A 20,822-nucleotide genomic window follows, 5' to 3' on the forward strand; every position below is an offset into this window, starting at 1 on the left:
CCGCAGCCGATCACTGACGGCGTGCCGCGGGCGCTGTTCCTCGACGAGCCGACCGCCAGCCTTGACCTCGGGCACCAGATCTCGGTGCTGGAAATCGCCCGCGACTTTGCCAATGCGGGCGGCATCGTGCTCGCCATCCTGCACGACCTCAACCTGGCTGCCGAGTTCGCCGACCATCTCGTGGTGCTGAACCACGGCCGGGTGGTGGCGGAAGGCGCCTGCACGGAAACGGTGAACGACGCGATCATCGCCAGCGTCTATGGAATAACCGGTGCCGTCGGCCGCCTGCCGGCTGCCCACATCCCCTACGTATTGCCGCAGTCGCGACACCGCTGACGATTGGATGGTCAGGTGTCCGGACGGGTGACGATGAAGGTCGCCGAGCCGAGCATGACCGCGGCCACCAGCGCCGCCCGCCACAACGGCGGCGAGGTGCCGAACCAGAACACCGCGTAGCTCACCGTCATCAGCGAGATCGCTGCGATCTTCGCCTTCCGCGCGATCGCACCCTTTTCCCGCCAGTTCCTGAGCGACGGCCCGAATTTCGGATGCTCGAGCAACCATGCCTCCAGCCGCGGCGAGGAGCGGGCGAAGCAGGCGACGGCGAGAAGCAAAAACGGCGTGGTGGGCAGGACGGGCAGGAAAGCGCCAACAATGCCGATTGCGACGAACAGCCATCCGAGGGCGAGAAAGAGAAGACGCATGAAAACTCTTAAATGAAAAATTAGGCCAACATCTGAAGACCATGTTTGCGCACGATGTCCAGAAGTTTCAGCGCGGGCCCACTGGGGCGCTTGGCGCCGGTCTCCCACTTCTGCACGGTCGATTCGCTGGTGTTGAGATAACGGGCAAAGACCGGCTGGCTGACGTGATTGCCCTCCCGCAAGGCCTTGATCTCCTCAGGTCCAAGTTCCACCGGTACCGAAAGGCAGGTCTCGTCAAAGGTCCGCATTGTTTCCTTGTCGATCGTGCCGGCTTCGTACATGCCTTCCACGGCGTTATGGATCGCCTCGAAAGCATCGCTCTTAAATTTCCGGTTAGTTGCCATTGCAAATCTCCACCAGTGCGCCGCTTTTCAGTTCCGCATCGAAAGCACCGGGCGTCTTCTTTCGATAAAGTTCGGCCAGTTTGCGGAACGCCGCCAGTTCGTCATCGTCGATATTGGCCTGATCCTGTTTGGCGAACAGATAGGCATAGACCCAGAACTCGGCCGCTTTCGCCAGAATGATGGACCGATGCCGGTTGTCGTTGAGGCGCTTCTTGAAAACGCCGCCGCCGAGGTCATCCGCCTGACCCGAGGCAACCTGAGCAATGGCTTTGCAAAGCTCGCGGTCCGATATCCGGGCTTTCTTTGCCGCCTTGGCAAACCATGCCGTTTTGAATACCCGACCAAGCATAGTTGAATATAGCACCAGGTGCTATATTTTTCAATGTGGCTTGTTGTGGTCAAGTGCTGGCTTTTCGATCGCCGCCGGTTATAGTGCCGCCGGCTTCAATAACCGCAGGGGAAATGATGTCAGGGAAAAAAGTACTCGTGGTCGGCGGGGCCGGCTATATCGGCTCCCATACGTGCCTGGTGCTCGCCGAGCGAGGTTATCAGCCGATCGTCTTCGACAATCTCTCCAACGGGCATGCGGAATTCGTGCGCTGGGGTGAGCTGGAACAGGGCGATATCCGCGATCGTGCCCGGCTCGATGAGGTGTTTGCCAAACACAAGCCGGACGCGGTGCTGCATTTCGCGGCGCTGATCGAAGTGGGTGAATCGGTCAAGAACCCGGTGGCCTTCTACGACAACAACGTGATCGGCGCGCTGACGCTGCTGTCGGCGGCGATCGATGCAGGCGTAAAAGCCTTCGTGTTTTCCTCGACCTGCGCCACCTATGGCCTGCCGGACCGCGTGCCGATGGACGAGACCCACAAACAGGCGCCGATCAACCCGTACGGGCGTACCAAATTCATCGTCGAGCAGGCGCTGAAGGATTACGGCACCTACAAGGACCTGAAATCGGTCATGCTGCGCTATTTCAATGCGGCCGGCGCCGATTTCGAGGGCCGAGTCGGCGAGTGGCATACGCCTGAGACCCATGCCATTCCGCTCGCGATCGAGGCGGCGCTTGGCCGTCGCCAGGGTTTCAAGGTGTTCGGCGACGATTACGACACCCGCGACGGCACCTGCGTGCGCGACTATATCCACGTGCTCGACCTGGCCGACGCGCATGTTCGGGCGGTCGACTACCTTCTCGCCGGCGGCGAAACGGTGGAGCTCAATCTCGGCACCGGCACCGGCACGACCGTGAAGGAACTGCTGGCGGCGATTTCGGCGGTTTCCGGAAAACCATTCCCGGTGGAATATACCGGCCGGCGCGAAGGCGATTCCACGTCGCTGGTCGCCAATAACGACAAGGCGCGGGCGGTTCTCGGCTGGGAGCCGAAATACAGCCTGGACGATATCATCCGTTCGGCCTGGGACTGGCATTCCCGCTCCAACCATCATGTGATCTGAAGGGCCAAGACATGGCGGAAGGCGAGGTCAAGCTCGAGGAAAGCTGGAAACATGCGCTCGGGCCTGAGTTTTCCAATCCCTATATGAGCGAATTGCGCCGCTTCCTCGTTGCCGAAAAGGAAGCGGGCAAACGCATCTTCCCGAAAGGCTCGGAATATTTCCGGGCTCTCGATCTGACCCCGCTCGACGAGGTGAAGGTCGTCATCCTCGGCCAGGACCCCTATCACGGCTTCGGCCAGGCACATGGGCTTTGCTTCAGCGTTCGTCCGGGCGTGCGCGTCCCGCCGTCGCTCGTCAACATCTACAAGGAGATGGAGACCGATCTCGGCATTCCGCCGGCCAGGCACGGATGCCTCGAACATTGGGCGGAACAGGGTGTCCTGCTCCTGAACAGCGTTCTGACGGTCGAGGAGGCGAGGGCGGCCTCGCATCAGGGCAAGGGCTGGGAACGGTTCACCGATGCGGTGATCCGGGCGGTTAACGACGAATGCGACGGTGTCGTCTTTATCCTGTGGGGCTCCTATGCCCAGAAGAAGGCGGCTTTCGTCGATCAGCAGCGCCATCTGGTGATCAAGTCGGCCCATCCGTCGCCGCTTTCCGCGCATAACGGCTTTCTGGGCTCGCGGCCGTTTTCCAAGGCGAATGCTTATCTGCAGTCGATCGGCAAGGATCCGGTCGATTGGCGCCTGCCGGAACAAGCCTAATTCTGTGAACGACTAACCAATGGTCGTCTACGCAGAGTGAACAATGCGTTCGGATCGTGGCGTCTATCCAATTCCCGGTCCTTCCACCATCTTTACCCCAGAACAGCAGGCCGCACAGGCGGTCCGCAGAAAAGGGGTTTAAAATGCTCGACCAGATCAAAGGCCTCCACCACGTCACGTCGATGGCTGCCAGCGCCAGCACCAACAATAAGTTCTTCACCGACACGCTCGGCCTTCGCCGGGTCAAGAAGACCGTCAACTTCGACGCTCCGGATGTCTACCATCTCTATTACGGCGACGAAGTCGGTTCTCCCGGCTCGGTCATGACATACTTCCCGTTCCCGCATATCGCCCGCGGCCGTCAGGGCACCGGCGAAGTCGGGACGACACTCTTCTCGGTTCCGGAAGGTTCGTTCGGTTTCTGGACCGACCGCCTGTCCAAAGCCGGCGCGGAAGGCATCAAGGCCGATAGCGCATTCGGTGAAAACCGCCTGCATTTCGCCGGCCCTGACGGCGACGGGTTCGCGCTCGTCGAAGTCAAGGACGATGCCCGCAAGCAGTTCGTCGGCAACGGCATTACCGAAGATCATGCGATCCGCGGCTTCCATTCCGCTTCGCTTCGTCTTCGCGATGAGGGTGCCACCGCCGAACTCCTGAAATTCATGGGCTATCAGCAGATCGACGACAAGGATGGCGTGCTGAGACTTGCCATGCCGGGCGGCAACGGTGCCGATGTCATCGACATCGAGACCATGCCGAACTTTGCCCGCGCCAATCTCGGTGCCGGCTCGGTCCACCACATCGCCTTTGCCGTCGAGAACCGCGCCAAGCAGCTCGAAGTCCGCAAGGCGCTGATGGATACCGGTTACCAGGTCACGCCGGTCATCGACCGCGATTACTTCTGGGCGATCTATTTCCGTACGCCGGGTGGCGTGCTGTTCGAAATCGCCACCAACGAACCCGGCTTCGATCGGGACGAGGATACCGCCCATCTCGGCGAAGCGCTGAAGCTGCCCGCACAGCACGCACATCTGCGGGCAACACTCGAACAACATCTCGAACCGCTGGACGCCTAATTAGGCACGTCCAAGGAGACCATCATGAGTTACGACAGTTATGTGCACCGGGCGCGCCCCGGTGCACCCGGAGCGCCGATCCTGTTCGTCTTTCACGGCACAGGTGGTGACGAAAACCAGTTCTTCGATTTCGGCGGACGGCTACTGCCGGAAGCCACCGTAATCTCGCCGCGCGGCGACATTTCCGAACACGGCGCGGCGCGTTTCTTCCGCCGCAAGGCTGAAGGTGTCTATGATTGCGAGGATCTTGCCCGGGCGACCGAGCGGATGAGCGAATTCGCCGCCGCCAACCGCGAACGTTACGGTTCCTCGACCGTGCTCGGCCTCGGTTTTTCGAACGGTGCGAACATTCTCGCCAATATCATGATCGAGAAGCCCGGCCTGTTCGACGCGGGCGTGCTGATGCATCCGCTGATCCCGTTCGCGCCAAAGGACCGCAAGGGCAAGCTTCAGAGCCGTGTGCTGATCACCGCCGGCCAGCATGATCCGATCGCCTCCGTGGCCCAGACTACCGACCTTGCGGACTACTTCAAGACGCAGGGCGACACGGTGACGCTGGAATGGCATGGCGGCGGGCATGAGATCCGTCCCAACGAGATCGAGGCCGCCAAAAAGTTCTTCGCACCCTATGGCGCCTGACGCCAAAATGAAAACGCCCGGCTCCTCGATTGAGAGCCGGGCATTTTGATCTCAAGTTTTGCCGGCTTTTCTATTGGCGGGCAGTCGCCGTTCCGAATACTCTTGTCGGGGCCGGCTTTGTCTCGGAGGTCTTCTCCTCCGCTTCGTCGTCGCTGCTCTTCTCGCCGTTGCGGAAATAGTTGGCAACCGTTTGCGTGTGCAATTGCATCAACTCGTAGCAGTAGGTCACTTCCCGTTCGCTTGGCGACCAGTAAGCATTCGACTCGCCGCATTCGGCGGCCGTCAGCTTGATGCCGTCGTCGAGTTTGTAGAGCCCGGACAGAAGCTCCGCCAGGATATCCAGAACCTTCGCCGTCTTCGTCAGGTCCGCATAATCCTGGAGCTCCTTGTTGTTCGGCTTCTTGTAGGTGATCGTGAACTTGTTGTTCTGTCCGTCGGCCTGCTGATGCGGTTTCAGGACACCGAACCAGCTGTCACGGGCTTTCTGATATTCGCCGACGCACTGCTTGCGGCGCTCCTCCGGAAATTCCAGGTTATCGGCTGATTCCTTGAATTTCTCCGCACCCTTGCCGACCATCATGCAGACCATGCTGAAGGCGCGCTGGCGGTCGAGTGCGTGGACATCCCACAGGGCCTGCTCCTCTTCAGCCGCCTCGCTGGCCTCGGCGGATAACGTCCAGCCGTCGACGGAGTCGGTCAGCGCCGTATCGAAAACCTCGCCATCCGCCTCCAGCAGGAGCAGCGTGGAGAGCGTGTCGACGGCATCTTCCTCGCGGCCAAGAACCGGCAGGTTGAATTCCGAAACCAGCATATGTCCGGCTTCATGGAACAGGAAAAACAGCGCATTGCCGAATGCGAACTCGACACTGTCCTCGACCTGCTGCTTGGAAAGGCCTTGAAGGTCGTCGGTGAGTGCTGCCGCCTGGGCGCCGGGCATCGGCAGCGCAAGCAGCCCGATAAGGGCGAGAGGGAGAAGGCTGCGTCGCATCGGGCCGGTGCTTTCTGAAATCGATGTTGATCTGTCGCGTCCGCGATCCAAGCGATGCGGAGAGATTTGCCGGTCGTCGCGAGGCTGATTTATTCTATAACGCCGAGCTTTTAAGGTTGGATGAAGCAGTATTGTTGCCGATGTATTTCGACAGCCTTCGCGAACATTTAAGGTTTGTTAGAATTCCCTCACTTTCATTGGTGAGCGAACTCCTAATGTAGCAGCGGGATCGTCCCGCAATTGATTTGCCGGCCTATAGCGAGATCGCCGAAAGCTTCCACATGTCCGGAAAATCAAGTTTGCCCTACAGCAGGCAGCGAGGCGATCCGCGCACGAAACTGTGATGCCGACGGCGACAGAACGTCGCAGGGTTCTTGGTTGTCAATCGACCTCAGAATATATACATGCTTATCATCAGCGCACTAGTATTTGCCATGCCAAACAACAACCCGACTCTCGGCTTTCTTTTTAATGACGTCGCACGCCTGTTTCGAAAGCGCTTCGAGCAGCGCGCGAAGCATATCGGCCTGACGCGCGCCCAGTGGCAGACGATTGTCTATCTCTCCCGCTGCGAAGGCATTCACCAGAAGGCGCTTGCCGAGCTTCTGGAAATTTCGCCGATCTCGGTGATGCGGGTGCTCGACAACCTTGCGGAACGCGGCCTCATCGAGCGACGCCCGCATGAGACCGACCGGCGGATCACATTGCTCTACACGACCGAAAAATCGAGGGCTCTAATCGACGACGGCCGCGAACTTGGAGATGCGACGCGCCAGGATGCGCTCGAGAACATTTCGGACGCCGACCGCGCCCGTCTCTTTGAAATACTCGAACACATGAAATCCAACCTCGTTACGGCCTGCCGCGCGCCGGCCGACAAAGCTCAAAAGAAGTCCTCCCATGACTGAGACCACCGCCCGTTCGTCCGAAGACAGCAACGTCACCGTTCTCGAAACGCCCGCTCCGGCAGCCGCCGAACACAGCAGGGCGCGCAAGCGACGGAGCCTCAAGCGCCCGGTGCTCTTCGCGCTACTGCCGATCGCGCTGGTCATCGGCGGTTATTATTACGTCGAAGGCGGCCAGATCCTGTCGACCGACAACGCCTATCTCCAGGCGGACATGATCGGCGTAACGACCGATGTCGCCGGCACCGTGGCGTCCGTCGACGTGCACGAGAACCAGGAGGTCAGCCAGGGCCAGGTTCTCTTCACGCTGAAGCCGGACAGTTTCCGCATCGCGCTTGACGGGGCCAAGGCAAAGCTCGGGGCCGCACGCAACCAGCTCCTCAACCTGCAGGCCTCCTACCGTGAATCGCTCGCACAGATCGCTCAGGCGGAAGCTGACATTCCTTATTTCCAGACCGTTGTCGAACGTCAGGAAAGGCTGATCTCCGGTTCGGCCGCCTCGCAGACGGCATTGGATGACGCCAAGCACAATCTCGACGCCGCCCACCAGAAGGTGGCGGTAGCCAAGGCGCAGGCCGATGCGACGCTTGCCCAGCTCGGCGGCAATGCCGACCAACCCATCGAACAGAACCCGCTCTATCTCGAGGCCCAGGCGGCGGTCGACGATGCGCAACGCCAGTTGAACGACACGGTCGTGCGGGCGCCGTTCGATGGCATCGTCACCAATGTCAGCGCGCTTCAGGTCGGCAGCTATCTCGAAGCCGCCCAGCAGGGCTTCTCGCTGGTCTCGACCAGGAACATGTGGATCGCCGCCAATCCGAAGGAAACCGAGCTTACCTATATCAAGCCGGGCCAGCCGGTGACGATCAGTGTTGATACCTATCCGGGCGTCCAGTGGACGGGCAAGGTCGCGAGCGTCAGCCCGGCCTCCGGCGCCAGTTTCGCGCTGCTGCCGGCCCAGAACACGTCCGGCAACTGGGTCAAGGTCGTGCAGCGCATCCCGATGCGCGTGACGATCGACGACACGGCCGGGAAGCCGCCGCTTCGGGCCGGCATGAGCACGGTGGTCGATGTCGATACCGGCCACAAGCGCGGCCTGCCGGAATTCGCCCAGAAGTTCCTCAAACTGTCGACCGCCTACGCGCAAGAGTAACGACCATGAGCAACGTCGTTTCATCGGCAGCGTCCGTGGTCGCCAATCGCGGTGCGATCACCGCCTGCGTCATCCTGGCCGTCATCATGCAGGCGCTCGACACGACGATCGCCAACGTCGCGCTGCCCTATATCCAGGGCAGTGTTTCGGCTTCCGCCGACCAGATCAACTGGGTGCTGACCTCCTACATCGTCGCCGCGGCGATCATGACGCCGCCGTCCGGCTTCCTGGCCGCCAAGTTCGGCCGCAAGCGCGTGCTGCTCGTCGCCATCTTCGGCTTCGTCGCCGCCTCCGTGCTTTGCGGGTTGGCCCAGTCGCTGCCGCAGATCGTCGGCTTCCGCCTGTTGCAAGGCTTTTTCGGCGCAGCGCTCGTGCCGCTGTCGCAGGGCATCCTGCTCGATATCTATTCCGTCGAGGAGCGCGGATCGGCGATGGCGCTGTTCGGCGTCTCGGTCATGGTCGGCCCCGTGCTCGGCCCGGTCATCGGCGGCTGGCTGACTGACAATATCAGCTGGCGCTGGGTGTTCTATATCAACGTGCCGATCGGCATCCTGGCCTTCATGGGCATCAGCGTCTTCGTCAAGGAGACCAAGATCGACGCGCAGGCGAAGCTCGACTGGTTCGGCTTCGGCATGCTCAGTCTCGCTATCGCGTCGCTGCAGCTCTTCCTCGACCGCGGCCAGCAGCTCGACTGGTTCTCCTCGAGCGAGATCGTCGTCGAAGCCATGGTCTGCGCGGCAGCCTTCTACCTGCTGCTCGTCCACACGTTCACGGCAGAAAAGTCGTTCATCAATCCGCGCCTTTTCCTCGACCAGAATTTTACCGTCAGCATGATCTTCATCTTCGTGATCGGGGTGACCTATCTCGCCTCGCTTGCGCTGATGACGCCGTACCTGCAATCGCTGATGGGCTATCCGGTGATTACCGCCGGCATCGTCATGGGGCCGCGCGGTCTCGGCACGATGGTGTGCATGTTCCTGGTCGGACGGCTGATCGGCAAGGTGGATACGCGCATCCTGATCTTCCTTGGCCTCGCGATCACCGCCTGGGCGATGTATGACATGATGGGCTGGACGCCTGACGTCTCGCAGTGGACGATCGTCTATGTCGGCTTCATACAGGGTGCGGGCCTCGGCTTCCTGTTCGTGCCGCTGACGACGATCGCGTTCGCGACGCTGCCGGCGCATATGCGCGGCGACGGGACCGGTCTCTACAATCTGTCGCGTAATATCGGCTCCAGCGTCGGCATCGCCGTCGTCTCGGCGCTGCTGGTGGAAAATGTCCAGCGCAATCATGCGGACATCGTCAGCTATGTGACGCCGTTCAACCACGCCTTCCAGGCAAAGGCTGCGGCGGGCCTGGACCCGACGACGGTTGCCGGCGCCAGTGCGCTCGACAGCATCATCACGCTGCAGTCGACGATCATCGCCTATGTGGACGATTTCAAGCTGCTGATGATCATGTCGCTTGCGGTGATGCCGCTGCTGTTCGTGCTGCGCAAGCCGGCCAAGGCACCGGCGGTGGATCACAGCGTGGCGATGGAATAATCGGCCTTCCGGGGCATGGAATTGCCCCTCATCCGGCTGCCGCCACCTTCTCCCCGTTCTGATGGGGAGAAGGACGCAAGCCGCGTGATCCCGTCCCTCTGGATCGGGGTTTCGGCTGGGCAAGGTGGTGCGGCATATCTCTTCTCCCCGTCCATACGGGGAGAAGGTGGCGGCAGCCGGATGAGGGGGCAAGGCTCCACATGCAAACGCCTCCTTCGGGCTTGCGAGGCAAATAACGATGGCCGATAGTGGCTCGATCACGTTTCTGGCTGCCCGGAGGTCTCCCATGAGTAACCACCTGAAATTCTTCATCGACGGTGTCTGGGTGGGGCCGGCCATTCCGGTTGCTCTGGATGTCATCGACCCATCCACCGAAGAGGCCTATACGCGCATCGCGCTCGGCTCCAAGGCGGATGTGGACAAGGCCGTTGCGGCAGCCAAGGCTGCTTTCCCGGCCTTCTCGCAATGGTCGAAGGAGGAGCGGCTGGCGTTGCTCCGCCGCATCCTTGCCGAATACGAAAAGCGTTACGAGGATATCGCGCAAGCCGTTTCCCAGGAAATGGGTGCGCCGATCGGCTTTGCGAGGGACGCGCAGGCCGCCGCCGGGCGGGGGCATCTCAAGGCGACGATCGAGGCGTTCGAAGCCTACGAATTCACGGAGACGCGCGGTACGACGACCATCGTGAAAGAGCCGATCGGCGTTTGCGCTCTCATCACGCCGTGGAACTGGCCGCTCAACCAGATCGTCTGCAAGGTGGCACCGGCGATCGCCGCCGGCTGCACCATGGTGCTCAAACCCTCCGAGATCGCGCCGATCAGCGGCATCATCTTTGCGGAGGTGATGGAGGCAGCGGGCACGCCGAAGGGCGTCTTCAACCTCGTCAACGGCACCGGACCGGATGTGGGCCAAGTGATGGCCGGCCATCCGGATGTCGACATGGTGTCCTTCACCGGCTCCACCCGCGCCGGCGTGATCGTCGCCAAGACCGCCGCCGATACGGTGAAGCGGGTGGCGCAGGAACTCGGCGGCAAGTCCCCCAACATCATCCTGTCCGATGCGGAATTCGAAAAGGCGGTGGCGGACGGCGTGACCACCTGCTTTGGAAATTCCGGCCAATCCTGCGATGCGCCGACCCGCATGCTGGTGCCGGCCAAACGCCATGACGAGGCGCTTCAAATTGCGAAGGCTGCGGCCGAGAAACTGAAGACGGGCGATCCGCGCGCCGACGGCATAGATCTCGGCCCGGTGGTCAGCAAGGTCCAGTTCGACAAGATACAGCGGTTGATCGAGGCGGGCATCGCGGAAGGTGCGACGCTCGTCACCGGCGGCCCCGGCCGACCGGAAAACCTCAACCGCGGCTATTATATCCGCCCCACTGTGTTCGGAAACGTCAGCAACGACATGACCATCGCCCGGGAGGAGATTTTTGGGCCGGTCCTGTCGATCCTTCCTTACGAGACCGAGGAACAGGCAATCGAGATCGCCAACGACACGCCCTATGGGCTTGCCGCCTATGTCCAGTCCGGTGACCTCGTTCACGCCCGCCAGGTGGCGGCGCGCCTACGCGCCGGTTCGGTGTTCATCAATTATCCCGAATGGGATCTCTTCGCGCCCTTCGGCGGCTTCAAGCAATCCGGCAATGGCCGCGAGTATGCCGATTGGGCCATTCACGACTTCCTCGAAATCAAGGGCATCGTCGGTTATGGCATTTAAGACCTTCAATCCTCCCTCCGTCCGCAAACCGTTCGGCGGCTACAATCACGGCCTGCTGGTACCGCCGGGCGCAAGCCTGCTGGTCACCTCCGGCCAACTCGGCATTTCGCCGGAAGACAGGATCCCGCCGGATGTGGCCGGCCAAGCCGAACTTTGCTTCAAGGCGATCGGCGCCATCCTCGAAGAGGCGGGCATGACCTATGCGGACGTCATCCGCATTTCCGGCTTCGTCACCAGCCGGGAGGATTTTCCGGCCTATATGGCGGTGCGCGACCGCTATACGCTCGACCCGAAACCAGTCTCGACGCTGATCGTCGTCGGCGGCTTTACCCGGGCCGAATTCCTAGTGGAAGTGGAAGTGACGGCGGCGAAGGTGTTTTGACGTCGCCTTCAAATAAATAAAGGCTTTATATCTTTCATGCCGAGCACGGCCGGATGAGACAGATTTATTTTTTATTGATCACGTGATTGTTTCTATTGTGAAGCCAAGTGCTGGATTTTTTCATTTGCAGAAAAATCGCGGCCACTCTTTAAATATTCCTTGAGCTGATTGGGCTATCAGTGAGCCGTGGGGTTCTGATCAAGGTTATTCGGGGGTTTTTCCATGCGTCCTATTGTAATGGGTGCCTTAGCACTTCTGTCTGCGCAATTTCTCGCGCCCGCTGCCTTTTCCGCAGGTCTTGTTGCCAGCGTCAGCCTGTCGTCGCAGACTATGACTGTCGAGCGTGACGGCGTCGTGGTTTACGAATGGAAGGTCTCGACCGCTCGGCCAGGTTATTCGACGCCGACAGGAAACTGGGGCGCCAAGTCGTTGTCCAGGAACCATCGTTCGCGCAAATACGACAACGCGCCGATGCCGTTTGCGGTGTTCTATAACGGCGGTTATGCCGTGCACGCCACCTTCGAGACAAGGCGGCTCGGCCGTCCGGCCTCGCATGGCTGCATCCGCCTGCATCCCGAAAACGCCGCGACATTCTTCACGCTCACCAGCCAATACGGCCTGTCGAACACGCGCATCGTCGTCAGCCGCTGAGTTCCGCCGCTGAGTTATGACTCAGTAGCCGCAGCTCCTCAGCTGAGCTTCGTATTTGGCGGCCATGCCGGCGGATTTCTGCGCGGTCTGCTTGACCCCGTTGCCGAATTCGCCGCGCGCATATCCTGCCTGGCCGGTGTAGTAGGCGAGGTAGAGATTGTAGCTGTCGGTGAGCGGAATGCCGTTCTTGAGATGGCTTCGGTTGTGATACCAGCCGACGAAATGGACAGCATCGCCGAAATCGGTGCGGCTGGCGCTCCAGCGGCCAGTATCCTGCTTGTAGGTCAGCCAGGTGCCGTCGAGCGCCTGGGCGTAACCATAGGCCGTCGAGGCGCGCGTCCACGGGATGAAGCCTAGCAGTTTGGTGCGCGGCGGCCGGGCATAGGGCTGGAAGCCCGATTCCACATAGATCGTCGCCATCAGGATCGGTACAGGCACGCCGAATTCCCGCTCGGCCTTCTTGGCGTCTCGCGCCCAGTTGTTGAACAGCCCGTCGCGCTGCTCGAAGATCGCGCAGGCATTGGTGACCCTACTCGGCGCAGACGCGCAGGCAGACAGGGACACGGTCAGGAGGGCGATGAAAAACGCAATACGCATCGCTTAATCTCTCGGTTTCCAGAGATTAATAACCGGTAAAATTTAAGGAAAAGTTTAGTGGCCGGGATGAGATGTTGGTGACGCTAAATAGGCGCGTCCGGCAAACAGGTTTCGCAGGATGACGCCGAGCGCGGTCGTGGCTGCAATGCCTTCGAGCCCAAGCCCGACCGCCGGCGCAAGCAGCGTCAGGACGGCAAACACGGCGAGCGTGAAACGCGCCGGGCCGATGCAGACGTAACGGTCGCGTACGAACCACAGGCTCGCCAGATAAATCGCGACCGGGATCGCCACTGCATAATCTCCAACGAGGATGGAGACTTCGGAATGGTGGGTGATGATGTCGACAAGCACGGCAAAACCGGCGCCAACGGCGGCTCCCGAGGTGAAGATGAAGAAATGGCCGTAGCCCCAGAGAAGCGAGCGCCTCAAATGATGGCTGCCCAGTTGTTCCTCGCGGGCGAAATAGACCCACCAGAGTGAAAAGACGATGACCAGCGCCGAAAGCGCCGTATGCACCAGCATGATGTTGACCTCGCCGGCGAACTGGCGAAGTGCGGTCGAACCGGCGAGCAGCGTCTCGCCGAGGACGATGATGTTGAGCAGGCCGTAACGTTCGACGATGTGGTGGCGATGCCAGGGCGTGTTGGCGGTCAGCCGTTCGGCGACGGCGGGCACTGCCAGTTCAAGAACGACGGCGAGTGCCCAGAGGATATAGGATACGCCGAAGGTGAGGGGCTGCAGAAAGAGGAAGCTCAGCCAGAGAAGCTGGACGAGGAAGATCCCGATCGCATAACCGAGCGCAGTGGGCCGGCAGCCCGGGTCGTGATAGGCCGCGCGCAGCCACAGGATGATCATGGCGATGCGCATGACGGCGTAGCCATAGATCACCAGCGTGAAATCCGGTGCCTCTGTAAAGAGAGCCGGAATGCCGGCGGCGATCGTCAGCGAACCGCCCATCAGCACCATGGTAAGCAACCGATAAACGACGTCGTCATTGTCATAGGCAGACGAGAACCAGGTGAAGTTCATCCAGGCCCACCAGATGGCGAAGAAGGCCATGATGAAAGTCATCACCCCCTGCGCCGCATGATTTTCGGCAATCGCATGATGCAACCCGGCGGCGGCCGATGCGATCGCGATCACCGACACGAGGTCGAACAGCAGTTCGAGCGGGGTTGCAACCCGGTGATGTTCGTTCGGATCGCGGGGATGCAAGGGACGCAGGATAGTGGCGAGTGGTGAAGCCTCGGTCATTGTCTGTCTGTCCCTGAACATGAAGATTCGCGATCGAGGGAAATAGCGCAAAAAAGCGTGTTCAAGTAAAGAGTGGCGGGCCATATCGCGATGATCGAGGACTTGGGATGCGTGACGTTCTTGAGACGGAAAGGCTGATTTTGCGGGAGATCGGGAAATCCGACCTGCCGATCTTGTTTCGCATCTTCGGCGATGCCGAGAGCATGCGCTTTTATCCGCGCGCCAAGAGCCTCGAAGAAACCGAAGCATGGTTCGAAAAGCTTGCTTTCCGGAGTTATGAGGCACACGGTTTCGGTCTCTGGGGTATCGTCGAGAAGGCAACCGGCGAGTTGATCGGTGATTGCGGCGTTACGCTTCAGCCAACGCCCCAGGGCTTGGAGCCGGAGATTGGTTATCATCTCCGGCGCGAATGGCTCGGCCGTGGTTATGCCGTTGAGGCCGCCGCCGCGTGCCGTGATTTTGGTCTCGGCGGCCTCGGTTTCGAGCGGATCGTCTCGATCGTCAGCCCGGAAAATATACCGTCGCTCCGGGTTGCGGCGAAGATCCATCAGCAGTGGGAAACCTACCGGACGGTGACGGCGGCCGGTGCGGAGGTGGACCGGTTTCTGTTCATTTCGGAGCGGGATGCGCTGGACGCTGGCGGCCCGGATGCCGCCACGCGGGTCGCAATGGTGGAGGCGGCGGCTTCGATTTTGCGGCGAAGGTAGCCTCATGACAAAGTCCGCGCCGTTTCCGCAAGTGCGGGCAAACATATCGCGAATATGGCTTGTACCTACACATAATTTTCGGCCACTCATTTGCTTGGACCGATAACTACAATATATATTGATTTGCAATGATGGGTTGAAGGATCTGTGATGTCGAAGAAAGGTCAGCACGTCGTCCCGAACGGTGACAAATGGAGCGTTCGGAAAGCAGGCGCATCCCGAGCATCTGGTACGTTTGGTACCCAGCAAGAGGCTATCGAAAAGGCCCGTGATCTTGCGCGAAACCAGAGAACGGAACTCTACATCCATGACCGTGAGGGTAGGATCAGAGAGCGAAATTCTTATGGCGGGGATCCGTTTCCGCCGAAGGGATGAGACTTGCCCAATCCGCCTTTCGAAAAATCCGTTTTTATAAACTGCCCTTTTGACAAAGATTACGAGCCAATTTTGCAAGCGATGCTGTTCTGTGTCGTATATCTTGGCTTTGCGCCTCGGTTGGCAACGGAGCGGATCGACGGTGGAGAAAATCGGTTAGAAAAGATCATTGATCTGATCCGAAACTCGAAATTCTCCATTCACGACCTGAGCAGAGCACAGGCAAACGCCGCTGGCGAACACGCCAGGATGAATATGCCGTTCGAACTCGGAATCGACTATGGGTGCCGTCAGTTCCACTTGGACGAACGGAGTGGCAAGAAAATCCTGATTTTGGAGGAAAAGCGATATCGTCATCAGATTGCGATCTCGGATCTGGCTGGGTGCGATCTCGACGTACACGAGGCCGACTTCCAAAAAGCAGTTCGCAAAGTTCGTAACTGGCTGGTCAATGAAGCGGATGCCGAGGTCATAGGGCCGCGAAAGATTTTGGATGCCTACGCGGATTTTCAAGAATGGCACTACGAGAGGCAATTGGCGGCAGGCTTCTCCGATGACGATATTCAAGACTACCCGACGAAAGAGCTTATGTCGTCGATGACCGAATGGATTGCCATCGGCAAGCCGATCTAACTGTCAGAACCGCTCCATCTCGCGCCGGACCTTGTCGAGGAACGCAGCGCGTGTCTGCGGTGTGCAGTTGTTCATGTCGTAATGGGCGAGAAACGTCACCGGCCGGGCAGGGTTGGTCTGTACCCGCAGCACGCGTTTCGACAGCTTTCGCGGCGGGTCGCCGGCGAGGAAGGCGCGCCAGCGGGTGGCACCGTAAGTGGTGACCACCGCCACTTTTTCGATATGCAGCTTTCGCGTCAGCTTGCCGTCCTTCAACTCGAAGGTGATACCCGGCAGCCAGACACGATCGAAATAACCCTTCAGCATGGCCGGCCAGCCGAAATTCCAGACCGGGGTGACGATCACCAGTCCTTCCGCCGCCTGCAGACGGTCGACATAGGGTTTCACCAGCGACAGGTTGTTCGGATAGTCGTGATAGGTCATCCGGTCATGGCGGGACATGACCGGATCGAAACCTTCGGCATAGAGGTTGCAGTCATCCACCTCATGGCCGGCCTTCAGAAGGCTTTCGCGTGCCTGCCTGTGCAGCGCTGCGCCATAACTTTCCTCGACCGGATGCGAATGGACGAGCAGGACACGCATCAGCCACCTGCTGCGGCAAGGCCCGGGAAGAGGTAGTTCTTGCCGGCCGAGAAATCGAAATCGGGATTGTCCCAGGCGATCATCTTGCCGGGGTTGAGGAGGCCCTTGGGATCGGTCTCCTTCTTGAAGGCGAGCTGGACGATATCCGTCTGTTTCATGCCGCCTTCTTCCAGCGTATAGCGGTGGGGGTTGAAGATCGGGCAGCCGTTGTCGCGATGGATCTGCATGATCTCCTCCAGCCGCTCCCTGGTCGTGTAACGGACGAGAGGAAGGCCGGAGCACTGCATGCGGCCGTCGAACTTGATGAATTCCAGATGGCCCGGCACCTCGTCGCCGAACAGTTTCGTCATCTTCTCGACCTTGGCGACATGATCCGGTCCCGGATACTGGACCTGCAGATAGGTGAAGCCGGGATCGACTTTCAGGGCACGCAGCGTCGTGTGGTTCCAGGCAAGTTCGTAGGCATGCGGAATGCCTTTCATGCTTTCCACCTTGTCGGAGCGGAACAGGATCTCGCCCTTCTGGCGCTCGGCAAAGGCGGTGAATGCGTCGATCGAATGCGGCGCGATCATCAGCACGACGATCGACTGGTTGCGGTCGCGCAGGAACGGCTTGTGTCGCGGGAAATAGTCGTAGGGGATCGGTGCGGCGATCGGGGCGATTTCCTTGATCAGCAGGCCGTTCTTGTGAGCCAGCGCATCGCCGAAGCGCACTGCGTCCATGAAGTCGTCGTAACCGACCAGCACGTCCACCCAGTCATAGGCAGGCGCCAGCGGCATCTCGACCTCGACGATGATGCCGTTGGTGCCATAGGCGTGGGTCACCTTCTGCAGGTCCCAGGCGGTGAGGTCGAGCACGCGCGGCTCGGCTTCCATGGTGACGACGCGCAGCCGCAGGATATTGCCGAGGTCGCGCAAACCGCCCCAGTGGATCGAGCCAACGCCGCCGGAACCGCCGGCAACGAAACCGCCGATCGTCGCGGTCTGGGCGGTGGAGGGATGGAAGCGCAGTTCCTGGCCGGAATGCGCTTTTGTCTGCCGGTCGAGTTCGGCGATCACGATGCCGGGCTCGGCGATGACGCGGCCCGGATGGATTTCCTTGACCTTGTTCATGTTGATGAGGTTGAGCACGATACCGCCGGAGAGCGGCATGGCCTGGCCGTAATTGCCGGTGCCTGCACCGCGCGGGGTCACCGGCACGCCATGCGCATAGGCCACCTTCAACACCCGGATCACCTCTTCCTCGCTTTTCGGCGAGACGACGAGATCGGCGGTGACGCTCTCGAGTTCTTCCTTGAGGATCGGCGAGTACCAGTAGAAATCGCGGCTCTTCTGGCGCACCAGCGCCGGATTGTCCTCGACCGCGAGGCCTTCGAGTTCTTTCTTGATCTGTGCGTAATCCGGCATGTTCACTTGTCCAAAATCGGGTCCAGGTCACGGTAATCCGGCAGGCGACGGTCGATGCCCATGCCATTCCGCATCACGATGCGGTCGGCCTGCGGACGGGAAAGGAATTCGCTCCAGCGCCTTGCGCTGAACAGCACGAGATCGGCGGGGCCACCTTCGGCAATGACGCCGATATCCGGCCGCCCAAGGATTTCGGCGGGCGTCAAGGTGACGACGCGGGCGGATGTGTCGAGCGGGTGGTCGAGATGCAGGATGCGGACCGCCTCGCGGAACACTTCGACCGGGTCCATGTCGCCATAGGCGTAGAACGGGTCGCGGGTATTGTCGGAGGAGACGGCGGTCTTCACGCCGGCAGCCGCCAGTTCGTGGAACAGCGTGACGCCGCGCCAACGGGGCGTGCGGCCGGCATGGCGGTCCTGCAGGTACATGTTGCACATCGGCAGCGAGACGACCGAGATGTCGGCTTTGGCCACCTTGTCGATGACGCGGCTTGCGGTCTCGTCGTCCTGCCGGGCCAGTGAGCAGCAATGGCCGACGGTCACCGAGCCTTCGAAACGGTTGCGGAGTTTTGCCTCGGCAATGGCCTCCAGGGTGAGGACCTGCTTGTCTTCCGTCTCGTCCACATGCAGGTCGATGTCGAGGCCGTTGTCGGCGGCCGCCTCGAAGAGCGTGTCGAGGATCCGTTCGAAATCCGGCAGAATGCGGGTGGCGCCGCCGAGTAGTCCGCCATAACGCCTCGCCGTCGCGACGATGCCGCCGAAGACGCTTTCGTCGAGCACGCATTCCAGCGGCAGCAGGGCGACTGCCTGCAGCGCAATCCTATCCTTCCATTCGGCGCGAAGCTCGTCGAACAACGGAAAGGAGATATCCGGCTGCGGTGGGATCGAATCCAGATGGGTGCGGATGAGCTTGGTGCCGTGGGCATAGGCGCTTTTCAACGAGAATTCGAAGCGGGCGCGGATGTCTTCGGCCGTCCAGTTGGCGATCCGGTCCTCGCGCACATTCATCAATGCGCCTTCGAACGTGCCGTCCGGGTTGGGGCGTCGGTCCCAGAAATGGCCCTTATCGAGATGGGTGTGCATGTCGACAAAGCAGGGCCAGATCATGCCGCCGCGCATGTCCGCAGTCACCAGATCGGCGGGTGCGGAACCCCTTGGCAGGATCGCTTCGATCTTCCCGTCCGCGATGACGAGATCGGCCTCTACGAGCCCATCCCTTACGATAGCCGACAGGCCTTTGACGAGAACCGCCGGCAGCGTTGCATTGGTGAGCGCGAAACGGCGGGCGTCGGGAAGCGTCATGAAGGCAGTCATCAGTTTTCTCTTTTCAGGCTGCTTTCATGCCAGCGATGCAGGAAAAACCAGGAGATGAAGGAGGTGATCGCAAAAATCACCACGCCGAGCAGCGACAACAAAATCAATGCCGCAAACAGGCGCGGAATGTTGAGGCGATACTGGGATTCCAGCAGCCGGAAGGCAAGGCCCGAACCGGCGCCCGCCGAGCCTGCCGCGAACTCCGCAACGACCGCCGCGATCAGTGCCAGGCCACCGCCGATCCTCAAACCCGTCATGAAATAGGGCAGCGAGGAGGGGAGCTTCAAGTAGAGCAGCGTCTGCCAGCGCGAGGCCCCGTAGAGATCGAAGAGGTTGAGCAGGTTGTGATCGACGCTCTTCAGGCCCTGGACCATGTTCGACAGGATCGGGAAGAAGGCGACGAGGAAGGCGCAGATCAAAAGCGCCACCTGGGTCGTCGGGGCATAGATCAGGATCAGCGGCGCGATCGCCACGATCGGCGTTACCTGCAGGATGACCGTGATCGGATAGAAGGCGGTCTCGATCCATTTCGACTGGATGAGAAAGACGGCAATGCCGACGCCGCCGATCAGCGCCAGCGCCAGCGCCTGCATGGTGATCTGCGTCGTCACCCACAGGGCCGGGGAGAGCGTGCCCCAGTCGTTGTAGAGCGAGTTCGCGACCGCCAGCGGACCCGGCAGGATGTATTGCGGGATGCTGTTGACGGTGATGATGAACTGCCAGAGGAGGACGAGGCAGACCACCACGCAGATCGGGACGAGGGTGCGCAGCAGCGTATCGCGGTTGCGGCTGAGGAAGCCCGGCTTTGGCGGCACGAGGGCGGTATCGGTGTCGGCCATCAATGTTCCTCCCCGCCGATTGCTTCGATGAGCATGGTCGAGACCTTTTCGCAGGCCTGGCGGTATTCTTCCGAGGTGCGGTAACGTGCATCGCGCTCGAGGCTCGTCACCAGCGGGAAATCCGCATGCACCCGGCCGGGTCGCGCCTTCATCACCACGATGCGGTTGGAAAGATAGGCGGACTCGAATACGGAATGGGTGACGAAGATCACCGTGATACCTGTCTCGCGCCACAGCCGCAGCACGTCGTCGTTGAGTTTCTGGCGGGTGATTTCGTCGAGCGCCGCAAAGGGCTCGTCCATCAAAAGCAGCTTCGGTTTGGTCACCAGCGCGCGGGCGATCGAGACGCGCATCTTCATGCCGCCGGACAGTTCGCGCGGATAGGCGTCGGCGAAGTCCTGGAGGCCTACGGTCGCGAGCGTCTTCATGATTTCATCGCGGGCAGCGGATTTGGAAACACCGCGCAGTTTCAGCGGCAGGTAGACGTTGCCGAACACCGTCTGCCACGGCATCAGCGTCGGCTCCTGGAAGACGAAGGAGATGTCGCCTTCCGGCAGGCCCTTGGAATTGATGCGAGAACTCGGCCAGTCGATCGTGCCGGTCGAGACGTCGCCGAGGCCGGCAATGATGCGCAGTGCCGTCGATTTGCCGCAACCGGACGGCCCGAGCAGGCTGACGAACTCGCCGCCCTCGACCGTCAGCGACATGTCGGAGAGCGCCAGCGTGCCGCTGGAGAACATTTTCGAGACGGAGCGCATGACGACCAGCGGGCGTCTGCGTGTCTCCCCGGGGGCGGGTATCAGCGGGGCTTGGGACATGCTCATTACGGGCCTTGAACTTCGTCGGGACAGGGC

24 protein-coding genes and 1 pseudogene are annotated in these 20,822 nt (G+C 60.7%); 14 read left to right on the forward strand and 11 right to left on the reverse strand.

Annotation, left to right across the window (positions count from 1 at the left end):
- Positions 1-336, forward strand: a pseudogene (locus tag MOV61_RS14575) (iron ABC transporter); the annotation flags it as partial.
- An 11-nt stretch (positions 337-347) separates the two neighbouring features.
- Here the strand turns inward: MOV61_RS14575 and MOV61_RS14580 are convergent.
- The 3 genes from MOV61_RS14580 to MOV61_RS14590 are packed head-to-tail and all read right to left on the reverse strand — an operon-like array spanning position 348 to position 1,397.
- Positions 348-704 (reverse strand): YbaN family protein, encoded by a 357-nt coding sequence (locus MOV61_RS14580; RefSeq protein WP_247137074.1) that lies wholly within the window; start codon positions 702-704, stop codon positions 348-350.
- A gap of 20 nt (positions 705-724) precedes the next feature.
- Positions 725-1,048, reverse strand: a complete 324-nt coding sequence (locus tag MOV61_RS14585; RefSeq protein ID WP_247037887.1) for a DNA-binding transcriptional regulator — start codon at positions 1,046-1,048, stop codon at positions 725-727.
- Positions 1,038-1,397 (reverse strand): type II toxin-antitoxin system RelE/ParE family toxin, encoded by a 360-nt coding sequence (locus MOV61_RS14590; RefSeq protein WP_247137092.1) that lies wholly within the window; start codon positions 1,395-1,397, stop codon positions 1,038-1,040. Before MOV61_RS14590 ends, MOV61_RS14585 begins: the two co-directional genes overlap by 11 nt.
- 116 nt (positions 1,398-1,513) lie before the next feature.
- Between MOV61_RS14590 and galE the strand changes: the two genes are divergently transcribed.
- The 4 genes from galE (at position 1,514) to MOV61_RS14610 (ending at position 4,922) form a co-directional block, all read left to right on the forward strand.
- Positions 1,514-2,503, forward strand: coding sequence for a UDP-glucose 4-epimerase GalE (gene galE, locus MOV61_RS14595; protein ID WP_247137093.1), 990 nt, complete (start codon positions 1,514-1,516; stop codon positions 2,501-2,503).
- Positions 2,504-2,514: 11 nt separating this feature from the next.
- Positions 2,515-3,207 (forward strand): uracil-DNA glycosylase, encoded by a 693-nt coding sequence (ung, locus tag MOV61_RS14600; RefSeq protein ID WP_046635035.1) that lies wholly within the window; start codon positions 2,515-2,517, stop codon positions 3,205-3,207.
- Between the two features lie 143 nt (positions 3,208-3,350).
- Positions 3,351-4,283, forward strand: a complete 933-nt coding sequence (locus MOV61_RS14605) for a VOC family protein (protein WP_247137075.1) — start codon at positions 3,351-3,353, stop codon at positions 4,281-4,283.
- A 24-nt stretch (positions 4,284-4,307) separates the two neighbouring features.
- Positions 4,308-4,922 (forward strand): alpha/beta hydrolase, encoded by a 615-nt coding sequence (locus MOV61_RS14610; RefSeq protein WP_247137076.1) that lies wholly within the window; start codon positions 4,308-4,310, stop codon positions 4,920-4,922.
- A 70-nt stretch (positions 4,923-4,992) separates the two neighbouring features.
- Here the strand turns inward: MOV61_RS14610 and MOV61_RS14615 are convergent, their stop codons facing one another.
- Positions 4,993-5,910: a DUF4344 domain-containing metallopeptidase gene (locus MOV61_RS14615; protein WP_247137077.1), complete on the reverse strand. Its 918-nt coding sequence runs from the start codon at positions 5,908-5,910 to the stop codon at positions 4,993-4,995.
- 404 nt (positions 5,911-6,314) lie between these two features.
- Here MOV61_RS14615 and MOV61_RS14620 point away from each other — a divergent pair, with 404 nt between their 5' ends.
- The 6 genes from MOV61_RS14620 (at position 6,315) to MOV61_RS14645 (ending at position 12,262) form a co-directional block, all read left to right on the forward strand.
- Positions 6,315-6,818: a MarR family winged helix-turn-helix transcriptional regulator gene (locus MOV61_RS14620; RefSeq protein ID WP_247137078.1), complete on the forward strand. Its 504-nt coding sequence runs from the start codon at positions 6,315-6,317 to the stop codon at positions 6,816-6,818.
- Positions 6,811-7,968, forward strand: coding sequence for an HlyD family secretion protein (locus MOV61_RS14625; protein WP_247137079.1), 1,158 nt, complete (start codon positions 6,811-6,813; stop codon positions 7,966-7,968). Before MOV61_RS14620 ends, MOV61_RS14625 begins: the two co-directional genes overlap by 8 nt.
- A gap of 5 nt (positions 7,969-7,973) precedes the next feature.
- Entirely contained in the window at positions 7,974-9,515 is a 1,542-nt protein-coding gene (locus tag MOV61_RS14630; protein ID WP_247137080.1) for a DHA2 family efflux MFS transporter permease subunit, read from the forward strand.
- A 286-nt stretch (positions 9,516-9,801) separates the two neighbouring features.
- Positions 9,802-11,229 carry an aldehyde dehydrogenase family protein gene (locus MOV61_RS14635; RefSeq protein WP_247137081.1) on the forward strand — a complete coding sequence of 476 codons (1,428 nt, stop codon included), beginning with the start codon at positions 9,802-9,804 and terminating at the stop codon, positions 11,227-11,229.
- On the forward strand, positions 11,219-11,611 hold the full coding sequence (locus tag MOV61_RS14640; protein WP_046603617.1) for a RidA family protein: 393 nt from the start codon (positions 11,219-11,221) through the stop codon (positions 11,609-11,611). Before MOV61_RS14635 ends, MOV61_RS14640 begins: the two co-directional genes overlap by 11 nt.
- Before the next feature lie 222 nt (positions 11,612-11,833).
- On the forward strand, positions 11,834-12,262 hold the full coding sequence (locus MOV61_RS14645; protein WP_038544671.1) for a L,D-transpeptidase: 429 nt from the start codon (positions 11,834-11,836) through the stop codon (positions 12,260-12,262).
- A 21-nt stretch (positions 12,263-12,283) separates the two neighbouring features.
- Here the strand turns inward: MOV61_RS14645 and MOV61_RS14650 are convergent, their stop codons facing one another.
- Together MOV61_RS14650 and MOV61_RS14655 are read right to left on the reverse strand one after the other, a co-directional pair.
- Positions 12,284-12,859, reverse strand: a complete 576-nt coding sequence (locus MOV61_RS14650) for a membrane protein (RefSeq protein WP_038544669.1) — start codon at positions 12,857-12,859, stop codon at positions 12,284-12,286.
- Between the two features lie 54 nt (positions 12,860-12,913).
- Complete coding sequence (locus tag MOV61_RS14655) at positions 12,914-14,113, reverse strand: low temperature requirement protein A (protein ID WP_247137082.1); 1,200 nt, start codon at positions 14,111-14,113, stop codon at positions 12,914-12,916.
- Positions 14,114-14,220: 107 nt separating this feature from the next.
- Between MOV61_RS14655 and MOV61_RS14660 the strand changes: the two genes are divergently transcribed.
- The 3 genes from MOV61_RS14660 to MOV61_RS14670 all read left to right on the forward strand — a co-directional run bounded on the left by MOV61_RS14660 (position 14,221) and on the right by MOV61_RS14670 (position 15,828).
- On the forward strand, positions 14,221-14,820 hold the full coding sequence (locus MOV61_RS14660; protein ID WP_247137083.1) for a GNAT family N-acetyltransferase: 600 nt from the start codon (positions 14,221-14,223) through the stop codon (positions 14,818-14,820).
- Between the two features lie 150 nt (positions 14,821-14,970).
- Complete coding sequence (locus MOV61_RS14665; protein ID WP_247137084.1) at positions 14,971-15,195, forward strand: DUF2188 domain-containing protein; 225 nt, start codon at positions 14,971-14,973, stop codon at positions 15,193-15,195.
- 3 nt (positions 15,196-15,198) lie between these two features.
- Positions 15,199-15,828: a hypothetical protein gene (locus tag MOV61_RS14670; RefSeq protein WP_247137085.1), complete on the forward strand. Its 630-nt coding sequence runs from the start codon at positions 15,199-15,201 to the stop codon at positions 15,826-15,828.
- A 3-nt stretch (positions 15,829-15,831) separates the two neighbouring features.
- Here the strand turns inward: MOV61_RS14670 and MOV61_RS14675 are convergent, their stop codons facing one another.
- The 5 genes from MOV61_RS14675 to MOV61_RS14695 are packed head-to-tail and all read right to left on the reverse strand — an operon-like array spanning position 15,832 to position 20,792.
- Positions 15,832-16,410, reverse strand: a complete 579-nt coding sequence (locus MOV61_RS14675) for an NAD(P)H-dependent oxidoreductase (RefSeq protein WP_247137086.1) — start codon at positions 16,408-16,410, stop codon at positions 15,832-15,834.
- The gene (locus MOV61_RS14680) at positions 16,410-17,816 is read right to left on the reverse strand and encodes an FAD-binding oxidoreductase (RefSeq protein WP_247137087.1); all 1,407 of its coding nucleotides are present in this window, start codon (positions 17,814-17,816) and stop codon (positions 16,410-16,412) included. Before MOV61_RS14680 ends, MOV61_RS14675 begins: the two co-directional genes overlap by 1 nt.
- Positions 17,817-17,818: 2 nt before the next feature.
- Entirely contained in the window at positions 17,819-19,129 is a 1,311-nt protein-coding gene (locus MOV61_RS14685) for a cytosine deaminase (protein ID WP_408962383.1), read from the reverse strand.
- Positions 19,129-19,968 carry an ABC transporter permease gene (locus tag MOV61_RS14690; RefSeq protein WP_046632217.1) on the reverse strand — a complete coding sequence of 280 codons (840 nt, stop codon included), beginning with the start codon at positions 19,966-19,968 and terminating at the stop codon, positions 19,129-19,131. Before MOV61_RS14690 ends, MOV61_RS14685 begins: the two co-directional genes overlap by 1 nt.
- Positions 19,968-20,792, reverse strand: coding sequence for an ABC transporter ATP-binding protein (locus tag MOV61_RS14695; protein ID WP_046635064.1), 825 nt, complete (start codon positions 20,790-20,792; stop codon positions 19,968-19,970). Before MOV61_RS14695 ends, MOV61_RS14690 begins: the two co-directional genes overlap by 1 nt.
- Positions 20,793-20,822 lie beyond the last annotated feature (30 nt).

It is taken from the genome of Neorhizobium sp. BETTINA12A (genome assembly GCF_023006485.1).
In the GTDB taxonomy this organism is placed as follows: Bacteria; Pseudomonadota; Alphaproteobacteria; order Rhizobiales; family Rhizobiaceae; genus Neorhizobium.

Coding starts and splice junctions, on each gene's coding strand:
- MOV61_RS14605 (WP_247137075.1), top strand. CDS start 3,351: ATGCTCGACCAGATCAAAGGCCTCCACCACGTCACGTCGATGGCTGCC.
- MOV61_RS14630 (WP_247137080.1), top strand. CDS start 7,974: ATGAGCAACGTCGTTTCATCGGCAGCGTCCGTGGTCGCCAATCGCGGT.
- MOV61_RS14580 (WP_247137074.1), bottom strand. CDS start 704: ATGCGTCTTCTCTTTCTCGCCCTCGGATGGCTGTTCGTCGCAATCGGC.
- MOV61_RS14635 (WP_247137081.1), top strand. CDS start 9,802: ATGAGTAACCACCTGAAATTCTTCATCGACGGTGTCTGGGTGGGGCCG.
- MOV61_RS14650 (WP_038544669.1), bottom strand. CDS start 12,859: ATGCGTATTGCGTTTTTCATCGCCCTCCTGACCGTGTCCCTGTCTGCC.
- MOV61_RS14690 (WP_046632217.1), bottom strand. CDS start 19,968: ATGGCCGACACCGATACCGCCCTCGTGCCGCCAAAGCCGGGCTTCCTC.
- MOV61_RS14645 (WP_038544671.1), top strand. CDS start 11,834: ATGCGTCCTATTGTAATGGGTGCCTTAGCACTTCTGTCTGCGCAATTT.
- MOV61_RS14620 (WP_247137078.1), top strand. CDS start 6,315: ATGCTTATCATCAGCGCACTAGTATTTGCCATGCCAAACAACAACCCG.
- MOV61_RS14685 (WP_408962383.1), bottom strand. CDS start 19,129: ATGACTGCCTTCATGACGCTTCCCGACGCCCGCCGTTTCGCGCTCACC.
- MOV61_RS14615 (WP_247137077.1), bottom strand. CDS start 5,910: ATGCGACGCAGCCTTCTCCCTCTCGCCCTTATCGGGCTGCTTGCGCTG.
- MOV61_RS14660 (WP_247137083.1), top strand. CDS start 14,221: ATGCGTGACGTTCTTGAGACGGAAAGGCTGATTTTGCGGGAGATCGGG.
- MOV61_RS14680 (WP_247137087.1), bottom strand. CDS start 17,816: ATGCCGGATTACGCACAGATCAAGAAAGAACTCGAAGGCCTCGCGGTC.
- MOV61_RS14695 (WP_046635064.1), bottom strand. CDS start 20,792: ATGAGCATGTCCCAAGCCCCGCTGATACCCGCCCCCGGGGAGACACGC.
- MOV61_RS14610 (WP_247137076.1), top strand. CDS start 4,308: ATGAGTTACGACAGTTATGTGCACCGGGCGCGCCCCGGTGCACCCGGA.
- galE (WP_247137093.1), top strand. CDS start 1,514: ATGTCAGGGAAAAAAGTACTCGTGGTCGGCGGGGCCGGCTATATCGGC.
- MOV61_RS14655 (WP_247137082.1), bottom strand. CDS start 14,113: ATGACCGAGGCTTCACCACTCGCCACTATCCTGCGTCCCTTGCATCCC.
- MOV61_RS14625 (WP_247137079.1), top strand. CDS start 6,811: ATGACTGAGACCACCGCCCGTTCGTCCGAAGACAGCAACGTCACCGTT.
- ung (WP_046635035.1), top strand. CDS start 2,515: ATGGCGGAAGGCGAGGTCAAGCTCGAGGAAAGCTGGAAACATGCGCTC.
- MOV61_RS14585 (WP_247037887.1), bottom strand. CDS start 1,048: ATGGCAACTAACCGGAAATTTAAGAGCGATGCTTTCGAGGCGATCCAT.
- MOV61_RS14675 (WP_247137086.1), bottom strand. CDS start 16,410: ATGCGTGTCCTGCTCGTCCATTCGCATCCGGTCGAGGAAAGTTATGGC.
- MOV61_RS14590 (WP_247137092.1), bottom strand. CDS start 1,397: ATGCTTGGTCGGGTATTCAAAACGGCATGGTTTGCCAAGGCGGCAAAG.
- MOV61_RS14640 (WP_046603617.1), top strand. CDS start 11,219: ATGGCATTTAAGACCTTCAATCCTCCCTCCGTCCGCAAACCGTTCGGC.
- MOV61_RS14665 (WP_247137084.1), top strand. CDS start 14,971: ATGTCGAAGAAAGGTCAGCACGTCGTCCCGAACGGTGACAAATGGAGC.